Source organism: Clostridium sp. AM34-9AC, assembly GCF_003480225.1.
In the GTDB taxonomy this organism is placed as follows: Bacteria; Bacillota; Clostridia; order Lachnospirales; family Lachnospiraceae; genus Acetatifactor; species Acetatifactor acetigignens.
Genome location: NZ_QUIU01000032.1, coordinates 22247 through 44829, shown reverse-complemented (window position 1 = coordinate 44829; position 22583 = coordinate 22247). Strand labels below are relative to the sequence as shown.

Genomic DNA, 22583 nt, shown 5'->3' with positions numbered 1-22583 from the left:
TGCGGAAGGATGTTCCGTTTGCTGTGGACATTCGTGGATTTGAAACTACCATCCGCAATGAGCCACGCTATTCATAAGATTGTCAGCAAAGAACGCTGCCAATCTTATGAATAGCGCGGCGTTCGCCGCATCTCGGCATAAGTAAAGACAGCGAATTGTGCGCAAGCGCCCATCGCTGTCTTCACTATGCCTATGCGCGGCTCATTGCTCGCGTAACTTTCCATTTAGTTACCGCACTCTACGCTGATGCGGTTGAAGATCGCCATGATCTCCTCGGTGTTGATGGTCTTCTTCTCTTCTCCGGCTTTGTCGAGGATGGCTTTTCCTTCGTGCATCATGATCAGGCGGTTACCGTATTCCACGGCATAGCGCAGATTGTGGGTGACCATAATAGTGGTCACTTTCTTCTCCTTTACGACCTGATCGGTGAGCTCCATGATGATCTCCGCAGTCTTGGGATCCAGCGCAGCGGTATGCTCATCCAGAATGAGGAAATCAATCGGTGTCATAGTAGCCATGAGCAACGCCAGTGCCTGTCTCTGTCCTCCGGAGAGGGAGCCGACCTGCACACCCATCTTATCTTCCAGTCCCAGATTTAAGGGACGTAACATCTCGCGATACTCTTCCAGCTTTGCTTTATTCACACCACGTCCCAGGTTATAAGGCTTGCCCTTATTCTCCGCAATGGACATGTTCTCTAAAATCGTCATGCCGGGGCAGGTTCCCTTGGAAGGATCCTGATAGACTCTGCCGATCCGACGCTGGCGAATATAATCCTTCTGTCTCGTAATATCTTCTCCGTGGATCAGGATCTTGCCGCTGTCCACCGCAATGCTTCCACAGATGATGTTCAGCATGGAAGTCTTACCGGAACCGTTGCTTCCTACAACGGATACGAATTCTCCGTCCTTTACCGTAAGGTTGAAATCCCTGAACAGGCACAGCTCGTTGACCGAACCGGGATTGTAATTCTTGTTGATATTGATAAGTTCTAGCATGCTTTCACCTTCTTTCTGTCCATGCTGACCACCAGAATGATCAGGAACAGGACTGCTGTGATCAGCTTGATGGCATTAGGGCTGATACCTGCGAACATGGCTACTGCCACACATGCCTTATACAGAATGGATCCCACCACAACACTGCTGGTCACACGGAAAAATGTTACCTTCTTGAACAGGCTGGTGCCGATGATAACGCTGGCCAGACCGATGACTACCGCACCGGTTCCGATGGAAATCTCAAAACTTCTCTGCTGCTGTGCATAGATACAACCGCTTAAGGATACCAGACCATTGGCAATGGACAGTCCCACAATCTTCACCATTCCTTTATCCACACCGAGGCTGGTAACGATAGTATCATTGTCACCTACGGCACGCAACAGGAATCCGGACTTGGTACTCATGTACCAGTCTAAAAGATATTTTGCCACCATGGTGATCAGGAAAATAATGATCACATTTTTGAAATTCGACAAAAAAGAGGGGGTAATGCTGTTCACAAAGCTGTTGTTGAAAATATTTTCCTTATCAAAAATAGCTACATAGCCGGAGCCTGCCACCCACAGATTGATGGTATACAGACCGGTCATCATAATGATACCGGAAAGCAGGTCTCTTACTTTCAACTTCACATGGATCAATCCGGTACAGATTCCCACCAGTGCTCCGCCTAAGAATGCAATGGGAAGGGTGAGGATTGCCGGGACGCCGAAACCGTTGATCAGACGCACAGTGATGGCAGCCCCAAAGGGGAAGCTGCCATCGACCGTAAGATCCGGGAAATCCAGTATTTTATAGGTAATGTAGACACCCAGTGCCAGGATGCCGTAGATCATTCCTTGTTCCAGTACGCTTAATAATAACGCCATATTTTTCTCCATTCTTAAAATCCTGTATATCCGGATTACTCTATTATTTTCTGCCTGTCGGCAGCTATTTCCTGATTACTGTACTACGATCTCATCAAAGGACTGGTAAGCATCGGTCTTGTAATTCTCGGGAAGTTCCAGGTTGATCTTCTCTGCTGCTGCAAAGTTCACATACAGGCTGGGCTCGGAGATTACTTCGAAATTCAGTTCGGAAGCTTCTGCCTCTCCCTTCAGGACTCTTGCTGCCATCTTACCGGTCTGCTTGCCGAGTTCGATGTATTCCAGACCCATGGATGCCACGCAGCCAGCCTTAACCTGCTCTACTTCGGAACCAAATACGGGGATGCCTGCCTTGCCAGCCTCATCCAATACCGTCTGCAGTGCGCTTACTACGGTGTTGTCGGTCAGGTTGGTAATGCAGTCTACCTTGGATGCGATATCCGCTGCTGCCAGAGCTACCTCAGACATTGCGGTAACACCGCTGTCCACGATCTCGAATCCGTAGTTGCCTGCCAGAGCCTTGTACTCTGCGATGGTACTGATGGAGTTTGCTTCGCTGGTGGTGTAGATGATACCGATGGTCTTCGCTTCAGGAAGTACCTCACGGATCATTTTCAACTGTGCATCTACTGCCAGTGCATCGGAAGTACCGGTGATGTTGCCTACGGGAGTACCATCCTCATTGGCCAGACCTGCTTCCACAGGATCAGATACTGCAGTGTAGATCACGGGAATATCTGTATTCATTGTAGCATTGTATGCTGCCATAGCGCAAGGAGTTGCGATAGCACAGATCATATCTACTTTCTTACTTACGAAGTTGCTGGCGGTCATGGCGGAAGTTCCGTTGTCTGCCTGTGCATTGACATATTCGATCGTCAGGTTCTCACCCTCTACAATACCTTCCTCTGCCAGCCCCTGAATAAATCCTTCACGACAGTTGTCCAGGGAACCATGTACGGCGTACTGCATGATACCAATGGTGTAATTGTCCTTGCCTGCGGTGCTGCCACATCCGGTGAGGGCACCCATTGCCATAACTGCGGTTAATACTGCTGCCAAAATTCTCTTCTTCATAATCTTATTCCTCGCTTTCTGTACGTCCTGCGTACCATGATATGCAGCGCATACCATAAAATAGTTTGCTCATAAGATTACTGAACCTTTCACTGTCATGAAAGCCAGATGCTTTCGCATCTGTACCCACATTCGTATTGCATACAAGCGTCATGTGGATTGAAAGACTTTCATAACAAAAAACCGCCTCAAATGTATATTGCTATACACTTGAGACGGTAATAAGCTCTTGCTCATCATCGTGGTGCCACTCAATTTGACAAATCCCTGAGAATTATGTCCACTTTTCTCTGGATACTATCATATCCATCGGCTTGATAACGGGTCCGAATCCCGCTGACGCCTAAAACTGATCTGTTCTCGGGCCAGCCTCGGAAGTCCATTCGGCGAAAGTTCCTTTACCGTGATCCCACCATCCACGGCTCTCTGTAAAATTCCCTAAGGCTTACTACTCTTCCTCACAGGTTTGGTAAACTTATGAATGTTGTTTATGTGTCTTAGAATAATCTCTATTTTCTATTTTGTCAATACTATTTTTAGAAAATTTACAAATCTTATCCGTACTGTCACATACTTACATTCGTAAACCCAACGAATCCAACGAACAACTGTTACTCTGTCTCTGGCAGAGTGATCACCACCTTGAACAGGTCGCCGTCCGTGACAATCTGCATATCACCATTCTGCAGTTCCGTCAGGCTCTTGGCTATGGATAATCCCAGACCGTTGCCCTCCATGTGGCGGGATTTGTCTCCTCTGGTGAACCGCTCTTCCAGTTCCTCCGGTGACATCTCCAGCGGGAAGGCTGACATATTCCGGAAAATGATTCTCACATCCTGACCGTCATGTTCCACGTTCAGGTAGACGCGGCTGCCTGCCTGGGCATATTTGTAAATATTATTCAGCAGATTGTCAAACACTCTCCACAGATGCCTGCCGTCCGCCATGACCTTTACGGTCTCCTCCGGCTGTTTTACGATAGTTTCCAGCTTCTTGTCAGAGAATCGCTGCTCGTATTCCCCCGCCGCCTGTGACAACAGTACCGATACATCGCAGACTTCCGGGTGTACTTCCAGATTGCCTGTGGTGGCTTTGGAAGCCTCCAGCAGATCGTCCAACAGTTTTTTCAACTTCTTGGACTGGCGTAACAACACTTCCGCATACTCCGAGATCCGCTGTTTCTTTTCAGAATCCGGATCCGTCGGGCTGCTCCCTGTGACTGCGTCGTTCTCTTCCACTTCTTTTCCGATGAGATCCGCATAATTGATAATGGAAGTCAGTGGTGTCTTAATGTCATGGGAGACATTGGTAATGAGCTCCGTCTTTAAATGTTCGCTTTTCATCCTCTGTTCCACGGCTGCGGAAATTCCCTCGCCGATGCGGTTCAGATTCTCTCCGTGCTCCTTGAAGGACAATACCATATGGGAGGTATCCAGCTTATAATTCAGATCTCCGTCCGCCAATGCTTCACTGCCCTCCTGCAGTTCTTTGCACATCAATGCCACAAAAGTAATCGCACCGCACAGAATAAATTTCTCTATGGCCCAGAAAAAGAGTAATACATCTGTATCATTATAAAACAGCATTAAACCGAAAAACTCTACCACGCAGACTGCAAGGCACAAAAGTGCTGTTCTCCATACCATAGGAATCCCACGGATCAATTTCACAATACCGTGGAAAACTCTCTTGCAGAATCTTCCGAAGAACCGGAACACTCTATACAGGATCGTATTCTGCCACCATTTTCCCATTTTCAGGCGAATAGCCAACTCCATGCAGTACAGGGTGCACCATATCACCTCTGCGGCAAACAGTACCACCAGAACGATCAGATTGATCATACTTGAGTTCATACCGATCCATCCAAAAGCCAGGTACAGACCGGTAAAAGCTCCAACAATAACGACCACTGTATACACATCCAGGTGGATATCATGGATCGCACTGGGGGTAATACCCTCCCTGCCATTCTTATGTCCGGCACTGCACAACAGGAAGATAAAGCATAATAATGCCAGTATCGTTCCCGTACAGCATACCACAGGGATCACATTTCGGTTATCATAAAACTGCTCTGCCTGATGATAGATCAGGGCATATTCGTCTTCCTTCGGCAGGCTGGGATTCACTGTCAGGGTAACCACAATACGCTTGTTACGCTCTGCTAATGCTTCCTCTGCAGCCTCTTCCTGCTGCCGTTCTGTCTCACTTAAGGCATCCTTGATCATCCATTTTGCATATTGTTCCGCCCGTTCAACCGGCACATAAATCTCTCCACCTAAGGATACGCTGTCCCCCAGATCCAGATATTTCTCCAGATTGCCGGAGGAAAGGGCTTCCTGCTCCGCTGCCGTTATGCTTTCCACATCAGACCCGGTATTGACAGATGGTTCAAGCTCCATGATATCAGAGCTTTCAGAGCTTCCGTAACTTTCATAGCTATCAGAGGCAGAGGAAGTTTCTGTGTTGATATAGGTGTTATCATTCCTATGCTGCACCTGGGACTCCAGCCGGTAAGTCAGATCATTTGTCTTGTCTACATAATCCTCGTTCTTCCATTCTCCCAGGAATTCATCCGTATCCAGATCGTAGCTCTCCACCTTTACCCAGATGTTCCGCTGCCTGCAATAAGCTTCCATGGTCTGCAAGCTCTCATTCTCATACCAGTCGCGTATCCGATACAGATCCTGATTGACCTGCCGGTACAACAGCTGATCATGGATAAACATCCTTTCACCGGAGGAATACGCTCCACTGTCTGCAAGCATACAGGTACCATAGAGTCCCAACACCCCCACAATTGCGGCTGCGATCATCAGAACAAATGCCACAACCTTTGCCATTGTGCTGCCCAACAGGCTGTTTCCCTGTGCCGGTGCATTCTTTTTTTTCTCTGCTTTTTCTCTTTTTTTCCGTTCCCTTTTATTCTCTGACAATGCTGGTTCTACCGTCGTACTCACTGTTTCTTCCACCGGATTTGCCACTCTGTCCTGTTCTGTGCTCCTGCTGTTTTCTTCCCTGTTATCCATATTCCTGTCTCCTTATTTCCTCAAGCTGCTCCGCTCACCTGCCTGCTCTTATCCCTGCTTCTCACATTTGTATCCCTGGCCCCAGACTACTTTTAAGTATCTGGGTTCTGCCGGATTGATTTCCAACTTTTCCCGTAAATGCCGGATATGTACCGCCACGGTATTCTCGCTGCCCAGGGGCAGGTCGTTCCAGATTCTGGTATAGATCTCCTTCGGGGAAAATACCTGTCCCGGATTCTGGATCAGAAGCTTTAAGATCTCATACTCCGTGGGCGTCAGTGCTACCAGCTCGCCGTCCAGCATCACCCTTTTCTCCTTGTCATCCAGTTCGATACCACCGACTCTTATCACATCCGGTCGGACAGTACCTCCACCCAGCTGCATATAGCGACGCAGTTGGGATTTGACTCTGGCGGATACTTCGATGGGGTTAAAAGGCTTCGTGATATAGTCATCCGCTCCTACCGTAAGTCCCAGCACCTTGTCGGAATCCTCGCCCTTGGCAGTCAGCAGGATCACCGGCACGTTACTCCTTTCCCGAATCTTGATCATAGCCTGAATGCCGTCCAGCTTCGGCATCATAATATCCATCAGTACCAGATGCACCTCATTCGTCTCTACCATATGTACGGCTTCCTCACCGTCAAAAGCCTCCAGAAAATGATAATTGGTGTCATTTAAGTATATCTTTAACGCGTTTACGATATCCTTCTCATCATCACAGATCAATATATTGTACATACTCTCCCTCATTTCCATACCGGCCATTGCCGCCCGGCACCTTTTCCGCAAGGGCTTCCCTTACGCTAAAATCATTGTAACAGAATCCAGATTAATAAAAAACAGGAAAAACCTTTAAAACTTTATTAAGATGACTTTACATAAAAACACCCTCTGCCATTCCCAGAAGAGCAAAGGCAAAGGGTGTGGACAACACATGTTGAAAAGTGAACAGTGAGCAGATCAAATAGCCGGTGAGGCCGAGGAAAACTGCAAGTGCCCGGGGATCCCTGGTTGCGGAGATTCGAAGGTTCCGGAATGCGGTGAGGAAGATCCCACCGTAGGCAATGACTCCCAGAATTCCCTGCTGTACCAGGAGGGTCAGCCATTCGTTATGGGCATTGGAATAGATATTGTTGTCCAGAAGTCCCCGGTTGATCCAGTCCATGGCGTCACTGCCCCATTGATAGAGCGCATAATAGAAGCTGTCAGGGCCCATACCGAATATCTGAAACAGGAGTCCCTCTTTTCCATAAGTAAGAATCGTGACCTTCCACAGTGCCAGTCGGCCGTTGGCAACTTCCGACACTTTATCACTGCCGGGCAGATATCCCGCCACCAGCAGACAGCCAAGAAGCAGTGCCGCCAGCGTCACCGCAACCGCAAGCCCCACAACGGTCCGAAAAACCCGGCCGCTCTCCAGCCGGTCACTTCTCTCCTGTCTCTCCCGCAGCTGCAAAATCAGATATACCGCCACTTCCACAACAAACACCACATACCAGGCCGGAGTAAAAAAGAGTCTTTTTTCGGCATCCCCTGCCAGCACCAGGCCGGTCAGATGTAACAGCAAAAACATCCTGACCATAAATACCGAAAGCGGTAAAAGCATCAGGATCTCCAACGCCCGCAGCAGCCGGCCTCTCTTCCGCAGAGAAAGCAACAGTAACAGCAGGCTTAATCCGCAGGCTGCCAGTATAGCTGTAGTACTGTTGGAAGTAATGGCCGATGCAAAAAACACAAAGCTCCCAATCATCCCCAGTACTCTGACCTGCCGTTTTCCCATAAAAGCAGCTGCCAGAGAGATACCTGCAGTCACACTGATATAGCCTGCATACCAGTTATTGTTGCCGATGGTGGACAACAGCTGCGTCCGGTTCCATTCTCCGTTTTCCATTCCGCGGAAAGTTCCCAGCACATCGATGTCCAGACGGTTCAACAGTCCGATCAGTGTCACGATTCCCGCTGTGATCCCGGCGATCCACCAGATACTTCTGCTGCCGTCATAATACCGGGATACCGCAAAATAGATCCCCACCAGCAATCCCTGGGTCACCAGCCCCATATACCAGCCGGGATACCCTAAAAGGACATCCTCCCTGCAGGGACTGATTCCATAAGAAAAGATTGCAGACACCAGATACAACAGCATAAACACATCCGTTTTCTTCCACATCCGTTTCGTTGTCCGTTCTCCCCGGATCCTCTGCCACAGCACAGCCAGCACCACAAAAGCCCCCAGCACCAGCGTAGTATTCCGGAAAAACAAATATTTTGCATTTCCGATCATCACCAGCTTGTTCTGCATATACAGCGGTAAACCGGCAAAAAGAATCACCAGATACCCATAAACCAGCATACTCACGGTCTCTTTTGTATTTTGTTCCTGTTTCTTCATAGCTTACATTATCCTTCAGACTGAAAAACAAGGCACCCCTCATTAACTGAAGAGTGCCTTATATTTCCCGGTTATTTTATTTCCTTACGGTTACTTATTTGCCGTAACGCATCTGCAGGTACAGAGGACCATACCATTCAATAGCATTGTCTTCTGCCTTACCGGCAGGGATGGTTACCGTATACTCATTGCCTTCGAAGGTGTACTCCAGCTCCAGAGCTACCGTCTGCTTCTTGTACAGAGCCTGCATGATATCGTTGGGCAGAGCATTGATATTCTTGTCTCTGCTGATCTTGACAGTAGCACCGTCCTTGGCATTAGCGATCTCGCTTGCCACATTGTCACGATATCTTCCAAATGCGTTGTCAGTACCTTCTGCTGTTGCGGTATTATTAGCTTCTGCAATAGCAAAAGTGGAGAAGTGATTTACAGTAAAGGTCAAAGTGTTTGCGGAAGCATTGTAAATAGGCTTGATTTCTTCCAGTCCACCATTTACAAAGTGGAAAATCACTGCCTTATTACCATCTACACCTGCAGGAGTCTCAATGGTAACTGCTACGGGAATAGGCAGAGATTCAACTGAATAAGTACCAGCCTTCAGGCTGATTTCTACATATACGGGAGTAGAAGTTACTGCGTATGTAGAAGAAGTAATCTCAGGTGTAGCCGCCGGTGCTTCTACACTCAGTGTTGTGTCAGGAGCAACAAATGCTGCACCAACAATGCCTACAGCCTTTACAGCGCCGGAGTTAGCAAGAGTAGTATCCTTAATTCCCTTTGCCTTTTTGTATGCTGCTTCGATGGCTGCAACATCATTAACAGTATCCTGTCCTGCATTCATTGCTTCCTTCAGATCCTGAGAACCGATCTTTATCAAAGCAACTGCCGCATTATCTGCAGATGCCGCATCAGTAATCTTGGATGCATCAATAGCATCTACCGCATTCTTTACCTCTTCTACCGGTTTGGTGCTCGGTGCAGGGGTCGGTGTAACCACCGTATTATTCTCACTTGCTACAGATACGGTAGACAGTGCACTGCTGCCGTAAGGAATTGCAAATACTGCGAATGCAATGGCTGCGGCAATGATTAATTTCTTTTTCATTATCTCATTCCTCCTAAGTATAATGTTATGGATTTTATTTTTACCGTTATTTAGTTTACCCCCCCCGCTATATTGTCAACCCTATTTCTTCCTATTTTTTCCTTTTTTTCTCATTTTCCATGTGCAAAAAAAGCATGCCCTTCCGCCCCCCTAAAAACGGGCATCACAGACATGCTTTTTCTGCTTTTTATTCATTTTTCTTATTGGAGTGCTCTTTCAGTTCTTCCAGAGCTTCCTTGAACTTCTCAGAACTCATGGTCGGATTGGAACGGATCATGTCACGCTGGAAGAAATCTCTTAAGCTGCTGACATTCTCTCTGTCTGCCACGCTTCTGGTGTACTTCTGTTTCAGCTCCAGCACTTCATTCTTCACGCTGTCCAGATACTGACCGGGAGATTTCTGGGAAGAAGTGCGGATGCTTTCCAGCTTCTGCTCAATACTGGACTTCAGATCCTCTACTCTCGTAGTAATCCCCTCCGTAAAGTCTTCCTTCTTCTGGGCCAGACTCTCGCTGAATCCCTCCTTGCGGTTCTCCAGATCCTCACTGGTCACAGCAATAATGACATCCAGCCGTTTCTGGATCCGCAGCATATCTTCTTTTGCCTTCTCCATCTTCTCCAGTACATCCCGCAGATCCAGGGCTGCCTTGAAGGATAATGCGAAATCCGCACCGATCAGCGCCGTCAGCACCAGTGTCACAGGAGTGAGGATGCTGTCCGGAATGGACAATACCAGATGTTCAATGGGCTTATGGATAAACTCCGTCATCAGGATCGTCAGACCACCCCATGCCAGCGAGGACCCCAGGCAGATATGTCCCTGGAAATTGAATTTATTCTTGGAATAGTCCCAATATCTGACTTTAAATAACGCCTCCATGGTCACGCCTGTGACATACTCCAGCACCGTAGCCCCAATACATCCGGCGATGTAGACCATCACCAGATTATCCTGGAACGGCATGGACACCACTAACATCATGATGGCGCCGCTGCCGTACAGCGGCAGAAACGGTCCGCGGCAGAAACCACGGTTGACCAGCTTCCTGCTTTTCAGGGATACATAGGTGGATTCAAAGCACCAGCCGAAAAAGCAGTAAAAATAAAAGAAAAATAACCATTGGATCGCAGTATAATGATACACTGTTTAACCTCCTTCACGTCTTCGTTTTTTCCTTACGAGCAAGGTAGCTGTCATCTCATGACCGAACCGCTACGGATATACCTCAGCCTCCATGGCAAGCTTCCCCTTCCTCGTGGCATGGGGTTCTCCACTTATGCGGAATTTACCGTAACCTCTGGCATTTACCACATCCCCCGTCTCCAGGGGCTTGGAATTATTTTCACACAGCCTGCCGTTCACATATACCTTTCCCGCCCGGAACAGCTCCAGGCAGTCACTTCTGGATTTATTATATACCTTGGAAATGACAGCATCAACACGTGGACTTGCCACCTGAATGACCTGACGCACCGGTTCTTCCTGCGGTACTTCTGCCGCCGCATCCACCACCTCACACTTCACGTGGGTGTGGCGGATCTGCTCCAGATTGTCACAGATAAATTCTGCAATGGTATCCAGACAGAACAAAAATGCTTCGCCCTCTCCCGGCAGGATATCACCGATGGTGCTGCGTTCAATACCCAGGTTCATCAGTGCCCCCAGATAATCCCTGTGGGACAGCTTGTCTGCAAATTTCGCGGATAGAGGTCTGATCCGGATACAGCAGATAGGAAAGGGCTGTTCATAGCCCAGCTCCGCCTCACTGCCGAAGCGAAGGAGCTTCCGCTCTGCCTCTTCCCTGCCGCCGTATAAGGTGATCCCTGCAAACTTCACTTCCCGTTCCACCTGCCACAGGGCATCCTGCTCCGCCAGTCCTAAGAATCCGGTAAATGTGTACTGGTTCTGGTTGTAGGATTTATCTGCCAGTTCACGGATCCGGTTTTTCAGCTGTTGTATTTCTTTTTCATTTTCCACGGACATTCCCGTACATCCTTCCTGCTGTTCTCACTTTGCTTTTGCAAATATTACACTGTACACATTATCCCAGTGCCACATCCAACATCATCATCAACGCAAAACCAATCGCAAAGGCAATGGTTCCCAGGTTGGAATGCTCTCCCTCACTGGCTTCCGGAATCAGTTCCTCCACGACCACATAGATCATGGCTCCGGCTGCAAAAGCCAGCATATAAGGTAAAATAGTTGTCACAATGCTTGCCAGTGCAATGGCCAGGATTGCTCCCACCGGTTCCACTGCTCCCGACAATACGCCTAAAGCAAAGGACTTTCCTCTCTTATTTCCTTCACTCCGAAGAGGCAGGGAAATAATGGCTCCCTCCGGGAAATTCTGAATGGCGATACCGATGGCCAGCGTCAGGGCTCCCGCCATCGTAACAGTTCCGTCCCCGTTTAACACTCCGGCGAAAATAGCACCACACGCCGCACCTTCTGGAAAATTGTGAATGGTCACCGCCAGCATCAGCATGGCTGTGCGGTTCAGACTGCTCTTATGGCCTTCCGGTGCATCGCTTCCCACATGCAGATGGGGTACCATGCTATCGATGAACAACAAAAAAACAATACCGATCAGGAATCCGATCACTGCGGGAAGAAATGCAAGCTTCCCCATCTCTTCGCACATATCCATGGCCGGTATCAGCAAAGACCACACCGAAGCTGCCACCATGACACCGGCAGCGAATCCGGTAAATATTCTCTGAATATTGCCGCCAATCTGTTTTTTCAGGAAAAACACACAGGCTGCCCCTGCAGTCGTTCCCAGAAACGGAATCAGAAGACCGGCTACAATGCTTAAATCCATGAAACACTCTCCTTTCTTTCATTATTCTATGTAACTCGCAGCAAGATGGTATCTTGTCTGCCTTTTCAAATCATTTTTACTAAAATCCCGCCAGATCGTTGCCCAGGACGGCATACATCAGGAAATTCACACCACACACCAGATGGTAGCAGAATACCGCAATCTCGCCCACGACGAAGATCACCTTCCAGCTCTTCCACCACTCCCTGATATTCCGCACCATAACGATCAACGTCATCAGGAAGACAAAGAACATACCGTGCATATAGCCCCAGGAAAAGTTGGCATGCATCATGCGGAATCCTTTTTCATAGAAGATCAGGAACATTACTGTACCCATAAGATAATTCAGCCATGCAAACCAGTAATATCTGTTGGACTTTATATTTTTGAAATCAAATACCAGATTCAGGAAAAGTACGCCGATGGGCAATGCCATTCCCATGATAATACTTAAAGGAATGCTTTTGCAATAATTGCTCCATACTTTGGCAAAGCCGATGGCGATGCCTGTCTCCTCTCCCATGGCATTCGTCCCGGTGAAAATTCCGGAAAACTGGTACAGCAGGGCAATTCCCGTGGGGATCATGGTCACACACAGACAGAAGGCATTGCGAAAACTTTTTCCTCTGCTTACGATCAGCTGGATCAGGAGGATCAGACCGATCAGAGGCACCACTACCATCGTATAGCTTGGTTTGGTCATGGTGGTCAGCAGAAGGCTGACTGCGAAGAGAACGCAGTTCTTCCACTGAAAATCCTTCTGATATTCCGACAGCACCTTCACCGTCTCAAAAAAGCAGATAATCGCAAAAGGTCTGGTGGCCAGATAAGTGGCATTCCAGAAAGGATTCGGCGTATAAATCCCCATACAGCGATACGCATAATCAAAGCCGAAAAAAGCTGTATTCTTGGGAGAATACAGGTTAGAAAGCAAAAATAGCGAAAAGACAAGCAGGGTCACAAGAATGTCCGTCATAGCCTGTCTTCCCTGAGTTAAGTCATCATAATGACTTACTTTCCGGATCTCCCGGTTCATATAATATTTTGTGATCACTACCGCTGCCAGATTGAACAGCGCGGTGGTGATGGCCATGGCCGCTTTCGCTCCGATCAGCCAGGCGGAAAGTCTGGCTGTCCAGAACAGGATCGGATAGGGAAACTCATAATTTCCCGCAATACCTGCCACCTTATTCACATAGTCCGGCATATCCGACTGAAAGCCCGGCACCTGATAGCACTCCATCCAAAACAGATATAACATAACCCCGGTATACAAAAACAGCAGGAAAAGAAATGTCACTTTTCCTGCCATTGTCTCCCGCAGGCCGCTCTTTATGGGATTCTTTTTCATAGAGCCGATCCTTTCTAGTTGAAACTGATCACGGGATCTTTGGGAGCCTTTGCCTTCTCCACACTGATGGCATGGAGTACAGGGCCCTCTCCCTTATAGTCTGCGAAGTATTCTCTGGCAACCTTCGCTGTCACTTTGACCCATTCCTTCTGCTTCAGGTCTTTCGTGCCTGCAAACTCACAGGCATAGCCCAGAAATGCCATATCTTCCGCACAGCAGGTCATTGCCATGCGTCCCGGTACGAAATAGCCGTCGGGATATTCCTCGGGCTTCAGTACCATGGCCAGAAACTGGATATTTTTGCCTTCATAGCGCTCCAGATGATCCATGGAATCCAGATACCAGATGCCATAGCCCTGGTTGTCCAGTACAATAGGATCCTGATTCAGATCGTAGGGCAGATCCTCCTCGAAGATCTCATCGATCTCACCGTTGGAATCCTCGAAGATCACATCTGCGGAAGGATTCACCGCTTTGATGTTGCGCTTGTATACATTCAGATCCTTGATACCGTCGCAACGGTTGAAAATGATCATCTCGGACTTACGGATCATCTCCGCCAGCAGAGATTTCATATTTGTGTAGTACATAGGGAAGGTGGAGCCGTCAATGGTCGTGATCTGCTGCTCTACTTTCCAGTACCAGGGAAGCGTCATGTTCTTACAATTCCACATACCGTTATACTCGATGATGATACGGGCGGGCTTGTACTGCTTCTCCAGCTCGATCAGATGATTCGGAGTAAACTCCTCTTCCTCTTCGATCAATACGACATCCGTATGACTCTTTTTTAATAAAGCGGGATCGTATTCATTCTCGCCCTCTTCACAGAGGATGAGCAGTGTCTTTCCTTTGATCTGGAAATACGGCTGTCCCAGTGTAAATGTGATAAATTCTGTCTTACCGCTCTCCAGAAAACCATTTATGATATAGACTGGTTTCGTCATAATTCATACCTTTCTCTTTCTTATCCTGCTGCCTGTAAAATCCGTTCCGGCAATTTATTTACGGAACAGTTCTGCCAGCTTGTCCTCGTCCAGTTTGGAACCGATGACACAGATCTTACCGGTAACTTCCGGCTTACCGCTTCTGATGTCATGCTCTTCGGGAACATAATCATAATATACCCAGGTTCCGTCGGGAGCGGGTACCATACCCTTGGCACGCAGGATTGCACCGTACTCTCCGCTGTCCAGCGCAGTAAGGATCTTCTCGATGTCCTCTGCGCTGTAGGTGTTGGGTGTCTCGATACCCCAACTGGTGAATACTTCGTCTGCGTGATGGTGATGATGGTGGTGGTCATGATCATGATCGTGGCAGCCGCAGGTGCAGTTCTCGTCATGCTCATGATGATGCTCATGGTCATGGTCTTCATCATGGTCATGATGATGCTCATGCTCGTCTTCATCATCGTCGTCATCGTGGTGATGTCCACAGCAGCACTCATGGTCGTGGTCATCCTCGTCATGGTCGTGATGGTGATGATGCTCGTGGTCACAGCACTCATCCTCATCGTGATCGTCATGGATATGCTCCAGCATTTCCTTCATCATATCTTCCAGCTTGTCAGCGCCTTCGATGGTCTTCAGTACTTCCCTGCCATCCAGCTGATCAAGAGGAGTGGTGATAATGGTAGCCTTGTCGTTATGCTCACGGATCATCTCCACGCAGGCATTCAGCTTTGCCTGATCCACTTTGTCGGTTCTGCTTAAGATAATGGTTCCGGCGTACTCGATCTGGTTGCTGAAGAATTCGCCGAAGTTCTTCATATACATCTTGCACTTGGATGCATCTACTACTGCTACCGCACTGTTGATCTCCACATCCAGATCTCCTGCCACGTTCTCCACAGCCTTCAGGACATCGGACAGCTTGCCGACACCGGAGGGCTCGATCAGAATACGCTCGGGAGCATAAGTGCTGATAACTTCCTTCAGGGAAGTACCGAAATCACCTACCAGAGAGCAGCAGATACAGCCGGAGTTCATCTCTTTGATCTCGATACCGGCCTCTTTTAAGAAACCGCCGTCGATACCGATCTCACCAAACTCATTCTCGATCAGAACGGTCTTGCTGCCGTCCAGAGCTTCTTTTAACAGCTTCTTGATCAGGGTGGTCTTACCGGCACCCAGGAATCCGGATACTACATCTATTTTCGTCATTGTTTTTTCCTCCAATCTGAGTCTAAGACCCATCCTTTTTATTTTCTATCATATTTACAGTATTGTCAATAAAACGATTATTAAATTTTTATCAACTAAGCCATAATGTTCGTCAGACACTGTGCGGATGCTCGCATACGCAACTGTGCTACGGTTTCTCCGTCTCGATCATGCTGTAAGGCACCACGGCCACTTTTCCCTCTTCATCACCGCCACACAGGATTCCTACGAACACACCGTCCTCCGTAAAGGCTCCGCCTCCTGACATTCCGGGAGCGATCAGTCCCTGCAGCAGAAGCATATACTGGTCAAAATCCTCCACATAGATCCAGGGATCCACCACGAAAGCATAGACCGGCAGCCCACTCTCCCCTCCGTACATCCATACATCGTCATATTCCTTCAGTGCATCGAATACTTCCCGATCCGTCTGCACCGGCAGACAGACCTTCCATGCTTCCTCTGACAGTTCCGCCTTGTCCACCCACAGGAAAGCCAGATCGCAGCTGTCCACTGTCTCCACGCCGGTGGCAGCCACCTGTGTTCCGTCCGGAAATGTCACCCGGGCCTCTCCGGTATCGTCCGCCAGTACGTGCCCTGCCGTTGCGATCAGAATCCTGTTTTCCTCTTCATCATAGATCACACCGCTGCCCTGCCGCTCTCCCGTCTGAATTCCCACCAGGGATTTCATTACCTTAAAATCATTCTCCGTCAGTTTCTGCTCTGTATGCACCGGCAGTTCCACAAATTCCATTCCTGCGTCAGCCTGTCCCATGCCACTGTTTTCTTCCGAAACCTTCTGGCCTGCGGTCTCCGTGGAGACATTTTCCTCACTCCCACCGTTTTCCCCGCAGCCGGCGAAAAGTAACAGGCAGCTCAGTATCACAGCGATCCCTTTTATCCACATTCTCTCTTTTTTCTCCATGACTTCTCCATAGTTTCTCCGCGAAACATGCTCTGCATTTCAGTCGCTTATAACAGAAAACGGACCGCATCCGCAGTCCGCATTTTTCTCAAAAGGTGTAAGCAAAAAATAAGCCGAGTTCTGTATATGACGATCATCTATCTAGTACGACTGTCACCAGCCGCATCAAGCGACCTACCTGAAAGCAGACCGGGCCGGTCTATAGCTCTCTGTTTGGTCTTGCTTCGGATGGGGTTTACATGGCTCCGTCTGTTACCAGCCGGACGGTAGTCTCTTACACTGCCTTTCCACCCTTACCGGCCAAAAGCCGGCGGTATATCTCTGTTGCACTAGCCTTGGAGTCACCTCCACCAGACGTTATCTGGCATCCTGCCCTGTGAAGCCCGGACTTTCCTCACCTGCATAAAGCAGCCGCGATCATCTATCTTACTTACACCTGTTCGATTATATCTTTTTCTTCCGGAAAAAGCAATATTTTTCTGCCAGACGTATGATTTCCCCATATCCCAGCGCTGCCAGCGGGAACATCATCATGTAATAGGCATACATATACCTGGCCTTTGCTTCCCAGAAAATACTGAACAAAAAGCCCCCGATCACAGCCACTGCCAACAGATGCTGTGTGATCTCACTGTCTTTTCGGACACAGAAGATAAAGTAAAACAGACACCCCAGATAGATAATGAACTGTAAACGATCTGCCATCCTCACCACACTGTCAAACAGATCTCCACTCAGCCGGTCTTCCAGTGCCGCCAGTTTCTCATGGTACACATCCCCGTGGTTAAAGTTGAAATACAGTGACTGATAGGTCGGGACATTCCACTGGGACAGAAGTTTTCCCTGATAAAAACCTCTCAGATACCCCGGCTGTGCTTTCATGGCCTGCATGCGCTCCTGCATCATCTCCCGGTAGATCTGATCGCTCTGCTCTGTATTACAGTCCGTTGCATAATATTGTGCCCAGCAATCGCTGTAATACCAGCCGTACCGGCCACCGATCTCTTCCATTCCCAGATACAGGTAAGCCGATGTGGGCAATCCCCGGGAATGCTCCATTCCGGATCTCATCTCATACATTTTATAGATTCCCTGATAGCACAAGAGTGGCAGTGCCAACGCCAGCACCAGTGAAATCAACAGGCGTCTGTCCCATTTTGAGAATATCCGTACCGCGCCGACCATGCAATATGCCACCACCAGGACCAGTGTGTTCTTACGCAGCAGAGTTCCCAGTGTAAGAGCTGTCACAATGCCCACCAGTGATCCCGTTTTTCCATATTTGATATATCGGACCAGCATCCATGCGGAAAACAGGGAACAGAATACCCAGGGAATCTCTCCGTAGACCCAGCTGGTATAAAAGACAGATGCCATACAGCTGCCCGCAAGCAGTGTCCCCATGGCCACCACCGCAAGTCTGCCGGAAACTTCCTTCAGAATGCCGTAAATGCAATAGATACCCGCCACGTTCAGAAGTACGAACACTATCTGGATCACATGATAATCCGCCTCTCCAAGAATCCGGAACAGCATCTCTTCCATGGCCGCCGGTCCCAGCTGATGAGCATACAGACCGCAATAATGATCCGGAGCCAGCGTCCCATAGTCACCCTGTATAAAATCTATGGCCGCACCAATAACCGATGCCTGATCTGCACTCGGCACTCTGTCTGCCGCCAGAACCCAGCACAATCCTGCGATTCCCTGCCAAAGCATGCCGAGCGTTACGGCAATTCTTTTGCACCAGATGACGATTTTGTCACCGGCCTTTTTTTCCACTGCCGTCAGAGCTGCATACAATAGCAATATCAGCGCTGCTGCCGCCAGATTCCGTATTACAGAATCCGGAATCTCCACCAGATCTTCATGACCTGCCACCGGAAGCATATACTGCAGGGTACGCATGGCATACCATACAAGGAACAGAAGGATCAGGCTGCCCACGATCCGGATCACCCAGTTTGCTGTCTGCTTTACTATCGATTTTATCTTTGGTAAACGACTCTCCACAGGTATTCTCCTTTTCTTACTGTAGAGTAAACTATTCAGCACCACATTCGCAAAATCGCATCTGACGATGCTTACTTTTTGCTCATGTGGTTACTTCGTCGCATCAATTCTGCCGCACAGTCTTACGAATGCGAGCATTCGACGCCTGTCAGCAGAATTGCGCTACTCTGAATAGTTTACACGTTGAAGCAGCTTCCACCCACAAATTCCCTGCACAGAGAATTATTGGGAAGGCTTTCACTGGTCACACCCAGGAAATACTCCAGGAATTTTAACAGTCTCTTGGCCTCGTAATATTCCGGTTCTCCCTTATCGATCTGGAACAATAACGGCTCTGCGAACTGCTTTAACACTGCCAGTTCATAGATCAGGACGGAATTAAACATGGCATCCGCATCCTCCTGGAACGGGAAAATATTCTGTTCCTCACCCCGCCGTACAGAAGCCCACATATCGATGGTGCGTCTCGCATCCGCACCTCTGGTCCTCGCATCTCTGACCATACGGCGGAGAAGTCTTCCGTCCGTAGTCGGGATCCGGTTATGCTCATCAATATTGATATTGGTCAATGCACTGATATAGATCTTGTATTTACTCTCCTCGGGAAGTGCATAAGATGTCTTCTCATTCAGACCGTGGATACCTTCGATCACCAGAATATCATCCGGTCCCAGTTGTTTGAAATTGCCCTTATATTCCCGCTTTCCGGTCTTGAAGTTAAAGGAAGGCAGTTCCACACGTTCACCGGCTAACAATCTGCACATGTCGTCATTGAACTGCTTTACATCAATCGCTTCCAGACATTCGAAATTGTAATCACCGTTCTCATCCCTTGGCGTGAATTCTCTGTTCACGAAATAGTCATCCAGTGCAATGGGGTGCGGTGTCTTCCCCAGGGTCTTCAACTGAATGGATAATCTGTGGGAAAAACTGGTCTTGCCGGAAGAAGAGGGGCCGGCGATCATGACAAATTTCACGCCGCCCCTATCTACGATGCTCTTGGCAATCTCGCCGATCTTACGCTCCTGCTGCGCTTCCTGTACCAGGATCAGTTCACTCAGCGACCCTCGGCAGATCTGATCATTCAGATCACCTACGGTCTCAATACCGATCTCCTTTCCCCATTCCTCAGATTCTTTCAACGTCCGGAATAACAGCTTTCTCTCTTGAAACGGCTTAACATGTGTAGGATCTTTTTTATCCGGCAGCAGCAGCATAAATCCATCTTCATACGCTATGACATCGAACCACTTTACATAGCCGGCATTGGGCAGCATATAGCCGTAATAATAATCGTAATAACCGTCCATTTCATAAATATTTACGAAAGAGCCTCTGCGGTAACGGAACAGCTTTTCCTTATCCTGCATCCCCTCTTTCCGAAACAGTTCCATGGCATTATCCAGGGAATAGGATCTCTTCAGAAAAGGTGTCTTTGCCTCCACCAGCTCCCGCATCCGGTTACGGATCTTTGCAGCATTTTCTTCCGTTGCATTGATCTTCCCTTTTGGAGAGATGTAGGAGCCATTGCCGATGGCAAATTCCACACGACAGCTCTGGGCCGCCTCTCTGCCGTAGACATCAAATACCGCTTTCAAAAACAGCATTGTGGCAGAACGCACATAAGTCTTGTTTCCCACATCATCCTTCAAGGTAAAAAAGGTAACCTCGCAATCCCTTGTCAGTTTCTTGAACAATTCTCTGATCTTGCCGTCTCTGGCTGCCAGTGCGATCAGATTCTCATACTCCTGCTGATAATCGTTGGCCACATCCTCGTAAGTGGCTCCCTGAGGATATTGTCTCTCTTCCCCGTTTATCTTCACTGTGATCATTTTTCTCACCCTGTCCTTCTGTAATCTGCTTTTACAGGTCTTATTTTTCAAACGCAATCCGGTTCCTTGCCATTATCATACCAATCCAGTGCACGGGTAATCAGGGTGATCTCGTCTGCGATCTCCTGTCTGCGGCATATGGTTCTGGGATTGTCCGCATCTGCCTTTTGCTCCATGCGTCCCACGATCTGCCTTCGCTCGGTCAGCATCCATTCCAGATACTCCCGAAGTATCCGGTCTCTGCGGGATAAAAGCAGCGGGCCGAACTTTTCCGCCAGTCCGGGATCCAGACCTTCCGTCTTCCAGGAGTCCCCGACCTTCTGCCGTACCGCATCGTCCGTCATCGCACCCAGCCAGCGCACCTTCATCATAAAATAATATTTTCCTTCTTCGTAGATGATATTCTCATCCAGCAGAAGATATCCCTCATCCATCAGGAATGTCCGAAAATGCGGGATCTCCGACTGTGGCTGCAGGATCAGCTCTGCAAATCCCTGTGCCTGTTCTCTTCCTTCGGTAAGAATCTTCTCCATGAGAGGTCCGCCCATGCCGGCACAGATCATCCCGTTCGCCTCTCCGGTCTTCAGGCCGTGCAGACCGTCGGAAAGTCTGGTCTCTATCCTGTCCTGCAGACCATATTCCCGGATATGCTCTCTGGCACGCTCCAGGGGCCCTGACCGCACATCCATGGCGATCACCCGTGGGGAGAGCCCCCTCTGCACGAGATAGACCGATACAAAACCATGGTCACACCCCACATCTGTTATCACAGTGCCGGGAGTGACCATGTCTGTTAAAGCCTGCATTCGATTGGATAATATAACTTCCGCCATTAATCCAGATAATCCTTCAGCTTGCGGCTGCGGCTGGGATGACGCAGTTTGCGCAATGCCTTTGCTTCGATCTGACGGATACGTTCACGGGTAACGTTGAATTCCTTACCTACTTCCTCCAGAGTACGGGCCCGTCCGTCATCCAGACCGAAACGGAGTCTCAGTACTTTCTGTTCTCTCTCTGTCAGAGTACCCAGCACTTCCACCAGCTGTTCCTTCAGCAGGGTAAATGCTGCAGCATCGGAAGGAACCGGTACATTATCATCCTGAATGAAGTCGCCTAAATGGCTGTCTTCCTCTTCGCCGATAGGAGTCTCCAGGGATACGGGCTCCTGGCTGATCTTTAAGATCTCACGCACTCTGTCTACCGGCATGTTCATCTCTTCCGCGATCTCTTCGGGGGTCGGTTCTCTTCCCAGCTCCTGCAGCAGCTGTCTGCTCACGCGGATCAGTTTGTTGATGGTCTCTACCATATGCACCGGGATACGGATGGTTCTCGCCTGATCGGCGATTGCTCTGGTGATGGCCTGACGGATCCACCAGGTCGCATAGGTGGAGAACTTATATCCTTTACGATAATCGAATTTCTCTACAGCTTTGATCAGACCCAGGTTACCTTCCTGGATCAGGTCTAAGAACAGCATTCCACGGCCTACATATCTCTTGGCAATGCTGACTACCAGACGTAAGTTGGCCTCTGCCAGACGCTTTTTCGCTTCCTGGTCGCCCTCTTCCATTCTCTGGGCCAGTTCGATCTCTTCCTCAGCACTTAACAGGGGCACCTTGCCGATCTCCTTTAAGTACATACGGACAGGATCCTCAATGCTGACGCCTTCCGGTACGGACAGGTCGATGTTCTCCACATCCACTTCGTCCTCATCGGTCAGAATGATCTCTTCGTCATCCACATCATCGTCATCGGTAATACGCAGCACATCTACGTTGTTCTGGTCCAGATACTCCAGAACCTTCTCCATCTGTTCCTCTTCCAGAGGCATGTCCGCAAAGAAGTCACTGATTTCCTGATACTCCAGCACATTCTTTTTCTTTTTCGCCATATTCAGGAGCTCTTTTATCTTCTCCGCAAATTTTGCCTGTGTGTTTTCATCCATTTTCGTGGTTCCATCCTTTCATTGCCATTATTTATAGCCATATTT

Annotated in this window: 18 protein-coding genes and 1 other RNA gene; all 19 read right to left on the bottom strand. The window is 48.8% G+C overall.

Annotated features, from left to right (window positions below):
- Positions 1 to 224: 224 nt before the first annotated feature.
- The 19 genes from DW835_RS15885 to rpoD all read right to left on the bottom strand — a co-directional run bounded on the left by DW835_RS15885 (position 225) and on the right by rpoD (position 22538).
- Positions 225 to 998: an ATP-binding cassette domain-containing protein gene (locus tag DW835_RS15885; protein WP_022312941.1), complete on the bottom strand. Its 774-nt coding sequence runs from the start codon at positions 996 to 998 to the stop codon at positions 225 to 227.
- Positions 992 to 1873 carry an ABC transporter permease gene (locus DW835_RS15880; protein WP_118505643.1) on the bottom strand — a complete coding sequence of 294 codons (882 nt, stop codon included), beginning with the start codon at positions 1871 to 1873 and terminating at the stop codon, positions 992 to 994. The genes DW835_RS15885 and DW835_RS15880 overlap by 7 nt, the downstream gene beginning before the upstream one ends.
- A gap of 75 nt (positions 1874 to 1948) precedes the next feature.
- Positions 1949 to 2950 carry an ABC transporter substrate-binding protein gene (locus DW835_RS15875; RefSeq protein WP_117466904.1) on the bottom strand — a complete coding sequence of 334 codons (1002 nt, stop codon included), beginning with the start codon at positions 2948 to 2950 and terminating at the stop codon, positions 1949 to 1951.
- A gap of 611 nt (positions 2951 to 3561) precedes the next feature.
- Positions 3562 to 5982 carry a sensor histidine kinase gene (locus DW835_RS15870; RefSeq protein WP_118731413.1) on the bottom strand — a complete coding sequence of 807 codons (2421 nt, stop codon included), beginning with the start codon at positions 5980 to 5982 and terminating at the stop codon, positions 3562 to 3564.
- 48 nt (positions 5983 to 6030) lie between these two features.
- Positions 6031 to 6723, bottom strand: coding sequence for a response regulator transcription factor (locus DW835_RS15865; protein WP_117466902.1), 693 nt, complete (start codon positions 6721 to 6723; stop codon positions 6031 to 6033).
- A 136-nt stretch (positions 6724 to 6859) separates the two neighbouring features.
- Positions 6860 to 8377, bottom strand: a complete 1518-nt coding sequence (locus DW835_RS15860; protein ID WP_118731412.1) for an O-antigen ligase family protein — start codon at positions 8375 to 8377, stop codon at positions 6860 to 6862.
- A 94-nt stretch (positions 8378 to 8471) separates the two neighbouring features.
- Positions 8472 to 9482: a hypothetical protein gene (locus tag DW835_RS15855; RefSeq protein ID WP_118731411.1), complete on the bottom strand. Its 1011-nt coding sequence runs from the start codon at positions 9480 to 9482 to the stop codon at positions 8472 to 8474.
- 187 nt (positions 9483 to 9669) lie between these two features.
- Complete coding sequence (locus DW835_RS15850) at positions 9670 to 10626, bottom strand: putative ABC transporter permease (protein ID WP_118731410.1); 957 nt, start codon at positions 10624 to 10626, stop codon at positions 9670 to 9672.
- A 69-nt stretch (positions 10627 to 10695) separates the two neighbouring features.
- Entirely contained in the window at positions 10696 to 11466 is a 771-nt protein-coding gene (locus DW835_RS15845) for a YlmH/Sll1252 family protein (RefSeq protein ID WP_118731409.1), read from the bottom strand.
- Between the two features lie 58 nt (positions 11467 to 11524).
- A complete protein-coding gene (locus tag DW835_RS15840; RefSeq protein ID WP_118731408.1) occupies positions 11525 to 12307 on the bottom strand; it encodes a ZIP family metal transporter in 783 nt (260 codons plus the stop codon).
- Between the two features lie 79 nt (positions 12308 to 12386).
- Entirely contained in the window at positions 12387 to 13661 is a 1275-nt protein-coding gene (locus DW835_RS15835; RefSeq protein ID WP_118731407.1) for a hypothetical protein, read from the bottom strand.
- A 14-nt stretch (positions 13662 to 13675) separates the two neighbouring features.
- Positions 13676 to 14608, bottom strand: a complete 933-nt coding sequence (locus DW835_RS15830) for a GTP-binding protein (protein ID WP_118731406.1) — start codon at positions 14606 to 14608, stop codon at positions 13676 to 13678.
- A 54-nt stretch (positions 14609 to 14662) separates the two neighbouring features.
- Complete coding sequence (locus DW835_RS15825) at positions 14663 to 15823, bottom strand: GTP-binding protein (protein ID WP_117466881.1); 1161 nt, start codon at positions 15821 to 15823, stop codon at positions 14663 to 14665.
- A gap of 148 nt (positions 15824 to 15971) precedes the next feature.
- Positions 15972 to 16748 carry a serine protease gene (locus tag DW835_RS15820; protein WP_117466879.1) on the bottom strand — a complete coding sequence of 259 codons (777 nt, stop codon included), beginning with the start codon at positions 16746 to 16748 and terminating at the stop codon, positions 15972 to 15974.
- Positions 16749 to 16842: 94 nt separating this feature from the next.
- Positions 16843 to 17181, bottom strand: an RNA gene (gene rnpB, locus DW835_RS15815) — RNase P RNA component class A.
- A gap of 11 nt (positions 17182 to 17192) precedes the next feature.
- Positions 17193 to 18761 carry a glycosyltransferase family 39 protein gene (locus DW835_RS15810; RefSeq protein WP_118731405.1) on the bottom strand — a complete coding sequence of 523 codons (1569 nt, stop codon included), beginning with the start codon at positions 18759 to 18761 and terminating at the stop codon, positions 17193 to 17195.
- 176 nt (positions 18762 to 18937) lie between these two features.
- A complete protein-coding gene (locus DW835_RS15805) occupies positions 18938 to 20593 on the bottom strand; it encodes a nucleoside kinase (RefSeq protein WP_118731416.1) in 1656 nt (551 codons plus the stop codon).
- Positions 20594 to 20640: 47 nt separating this feature from the next.
- Positions 20641 to 21426 carry a class I SAM-dependent methyltransferase gene (locus DW835_RS15800; protein WP_118731404.1) on the bottom strand — a complete coding sequence of 262 codons (786 nt, stop codon included), beginning with the start codon at positions 21424 to 21426 and terminating at the stop codon, positions 20641 to 20643.
- Positions 21426 to 22538 carry an RNA polymerase sigma factor RpoD gene (gene rpoD, locus DW835_RS15795; RefSeq protein ID WP_022313271.1) on the bottom strand — a complete coding sequence of 371 codons (1113 nt, stop codon included), beginning with the start codon at positions 22536 to 22538 and terminating at the stop codon, positions 21426 to 21428. The genes DW835_RS15800 and rpoD overlap by 1 nt, the downstream gene beginning before the upstream one ends.
- Between the last annotated feature and the right edge of the window lie 45 nt (positions 22539 to 22583).

Coding starts and splice junctions, on each gene's coding strand:
- DW835_RS15860 (WP_118731412.1), bottom strand. CDS start 8,377: ATGAAGAAACAGGAACAAAATACAAAAGAGACCGTGAGTATGCTGGTT.
- DW835_RS15870 (WP_118731413.1), bottom strand. CDS start 5,982: ATGGATAACAGGGAAGAAAACAGCAGGAGCACAGAACAGGACAGAGTG.
- rpoD (WP_022313271.1), bottom strand. CDS start 22,538: ATGGATGAAAACACACAGGCAAAATTTGCGGAGAAGATAAAAGAGCTC.
- DW835_RS15865 (WP_117466902.1), bottom strand. CDS start 6,723: ATGTACAATATATTGATCTGTGATGATGAGAAGGATATCGTAAACGCG.
- DW835_RS15825 (WP_117466881.1), bottom strand. CDS start 15,823: ATGACGAAAATAGATGTAGTATCCGGATTCCTGGGTGCCGGTAAGACC.
- DW835_RS15880 (WP_118505643.1), bottom strand. CDS start 1,873: ATGGCGTTATTATTAAGCGTACTGGAACAAGGAATGATCTACGGCATC.
- DW835_RS15800 (WP_118731404.1), bottom strand. CDS start 21,426: ATGGCGGAAGTTATATTATCCAATCGAATGCAGGCTTTAACAGACATG.
- DW835_RS15840 (WP_118731408.1), bottom strand. CDS start 12,307: ATGGATTTAAGCATTGTAGCCGGTCTTCTGATTCCGTTTCTGGGAACG.
- DW835_RS15805 (WP_118731416.1), bottom strand. CDS start 20,593: ATGATCACAGTGAAGATAAACGGGGAAGAGAGACAATATCCTCAGGGA.
- DW835_RS15835 (WP_118731407.1), bottom strand. CDS start 13,661: ATGAAAAAGAATCCCATAAAGAGCGGCCTGCGGGAGACAATGGCAGGA.
- DW835_RS15820 (WP_117466879.1), bottom strand. CDS start 16,748: ATGGAGAAAAAAGAGAGAATGTGGATAAAAGGGATCGCTGTGATACTG.
- DW835_RS15875 (WP_117466904.1), bottom strand. CDS start 2,950: ATGAAGAAGAGAATTTTGGCAGCAGTATTAACCGCAGTTATGGCAATG.
- DW835_RS15855 (WP_118731411.1), bottom strand. CDS start 9,482: ATGAAAAAGAAATTAATCATTGCCGCAGCCATTGCATTCGCAGTATTT.
- DW835_RS15885 (WP_022312941.1), bottom strand. CDS start 998: ATGCTAGAACTTATCAATATCAACAAGAATTACAATCCCGGTTCGGTC.
- DW835_RS15845 (WP_118731409.1), bottom strand. CDS start 11,466: ATGTCCGTGGAAAATGAAAAAGAAATACAACAGCTGAAAAACCGGATC.
- DW835_RS15830 (WP_118731406.1), bottom strand. CDS start 14,608: ATGACGAAACCAGTCTATATCATAAATGGTTTTCTGGAGAGCGGTAAG.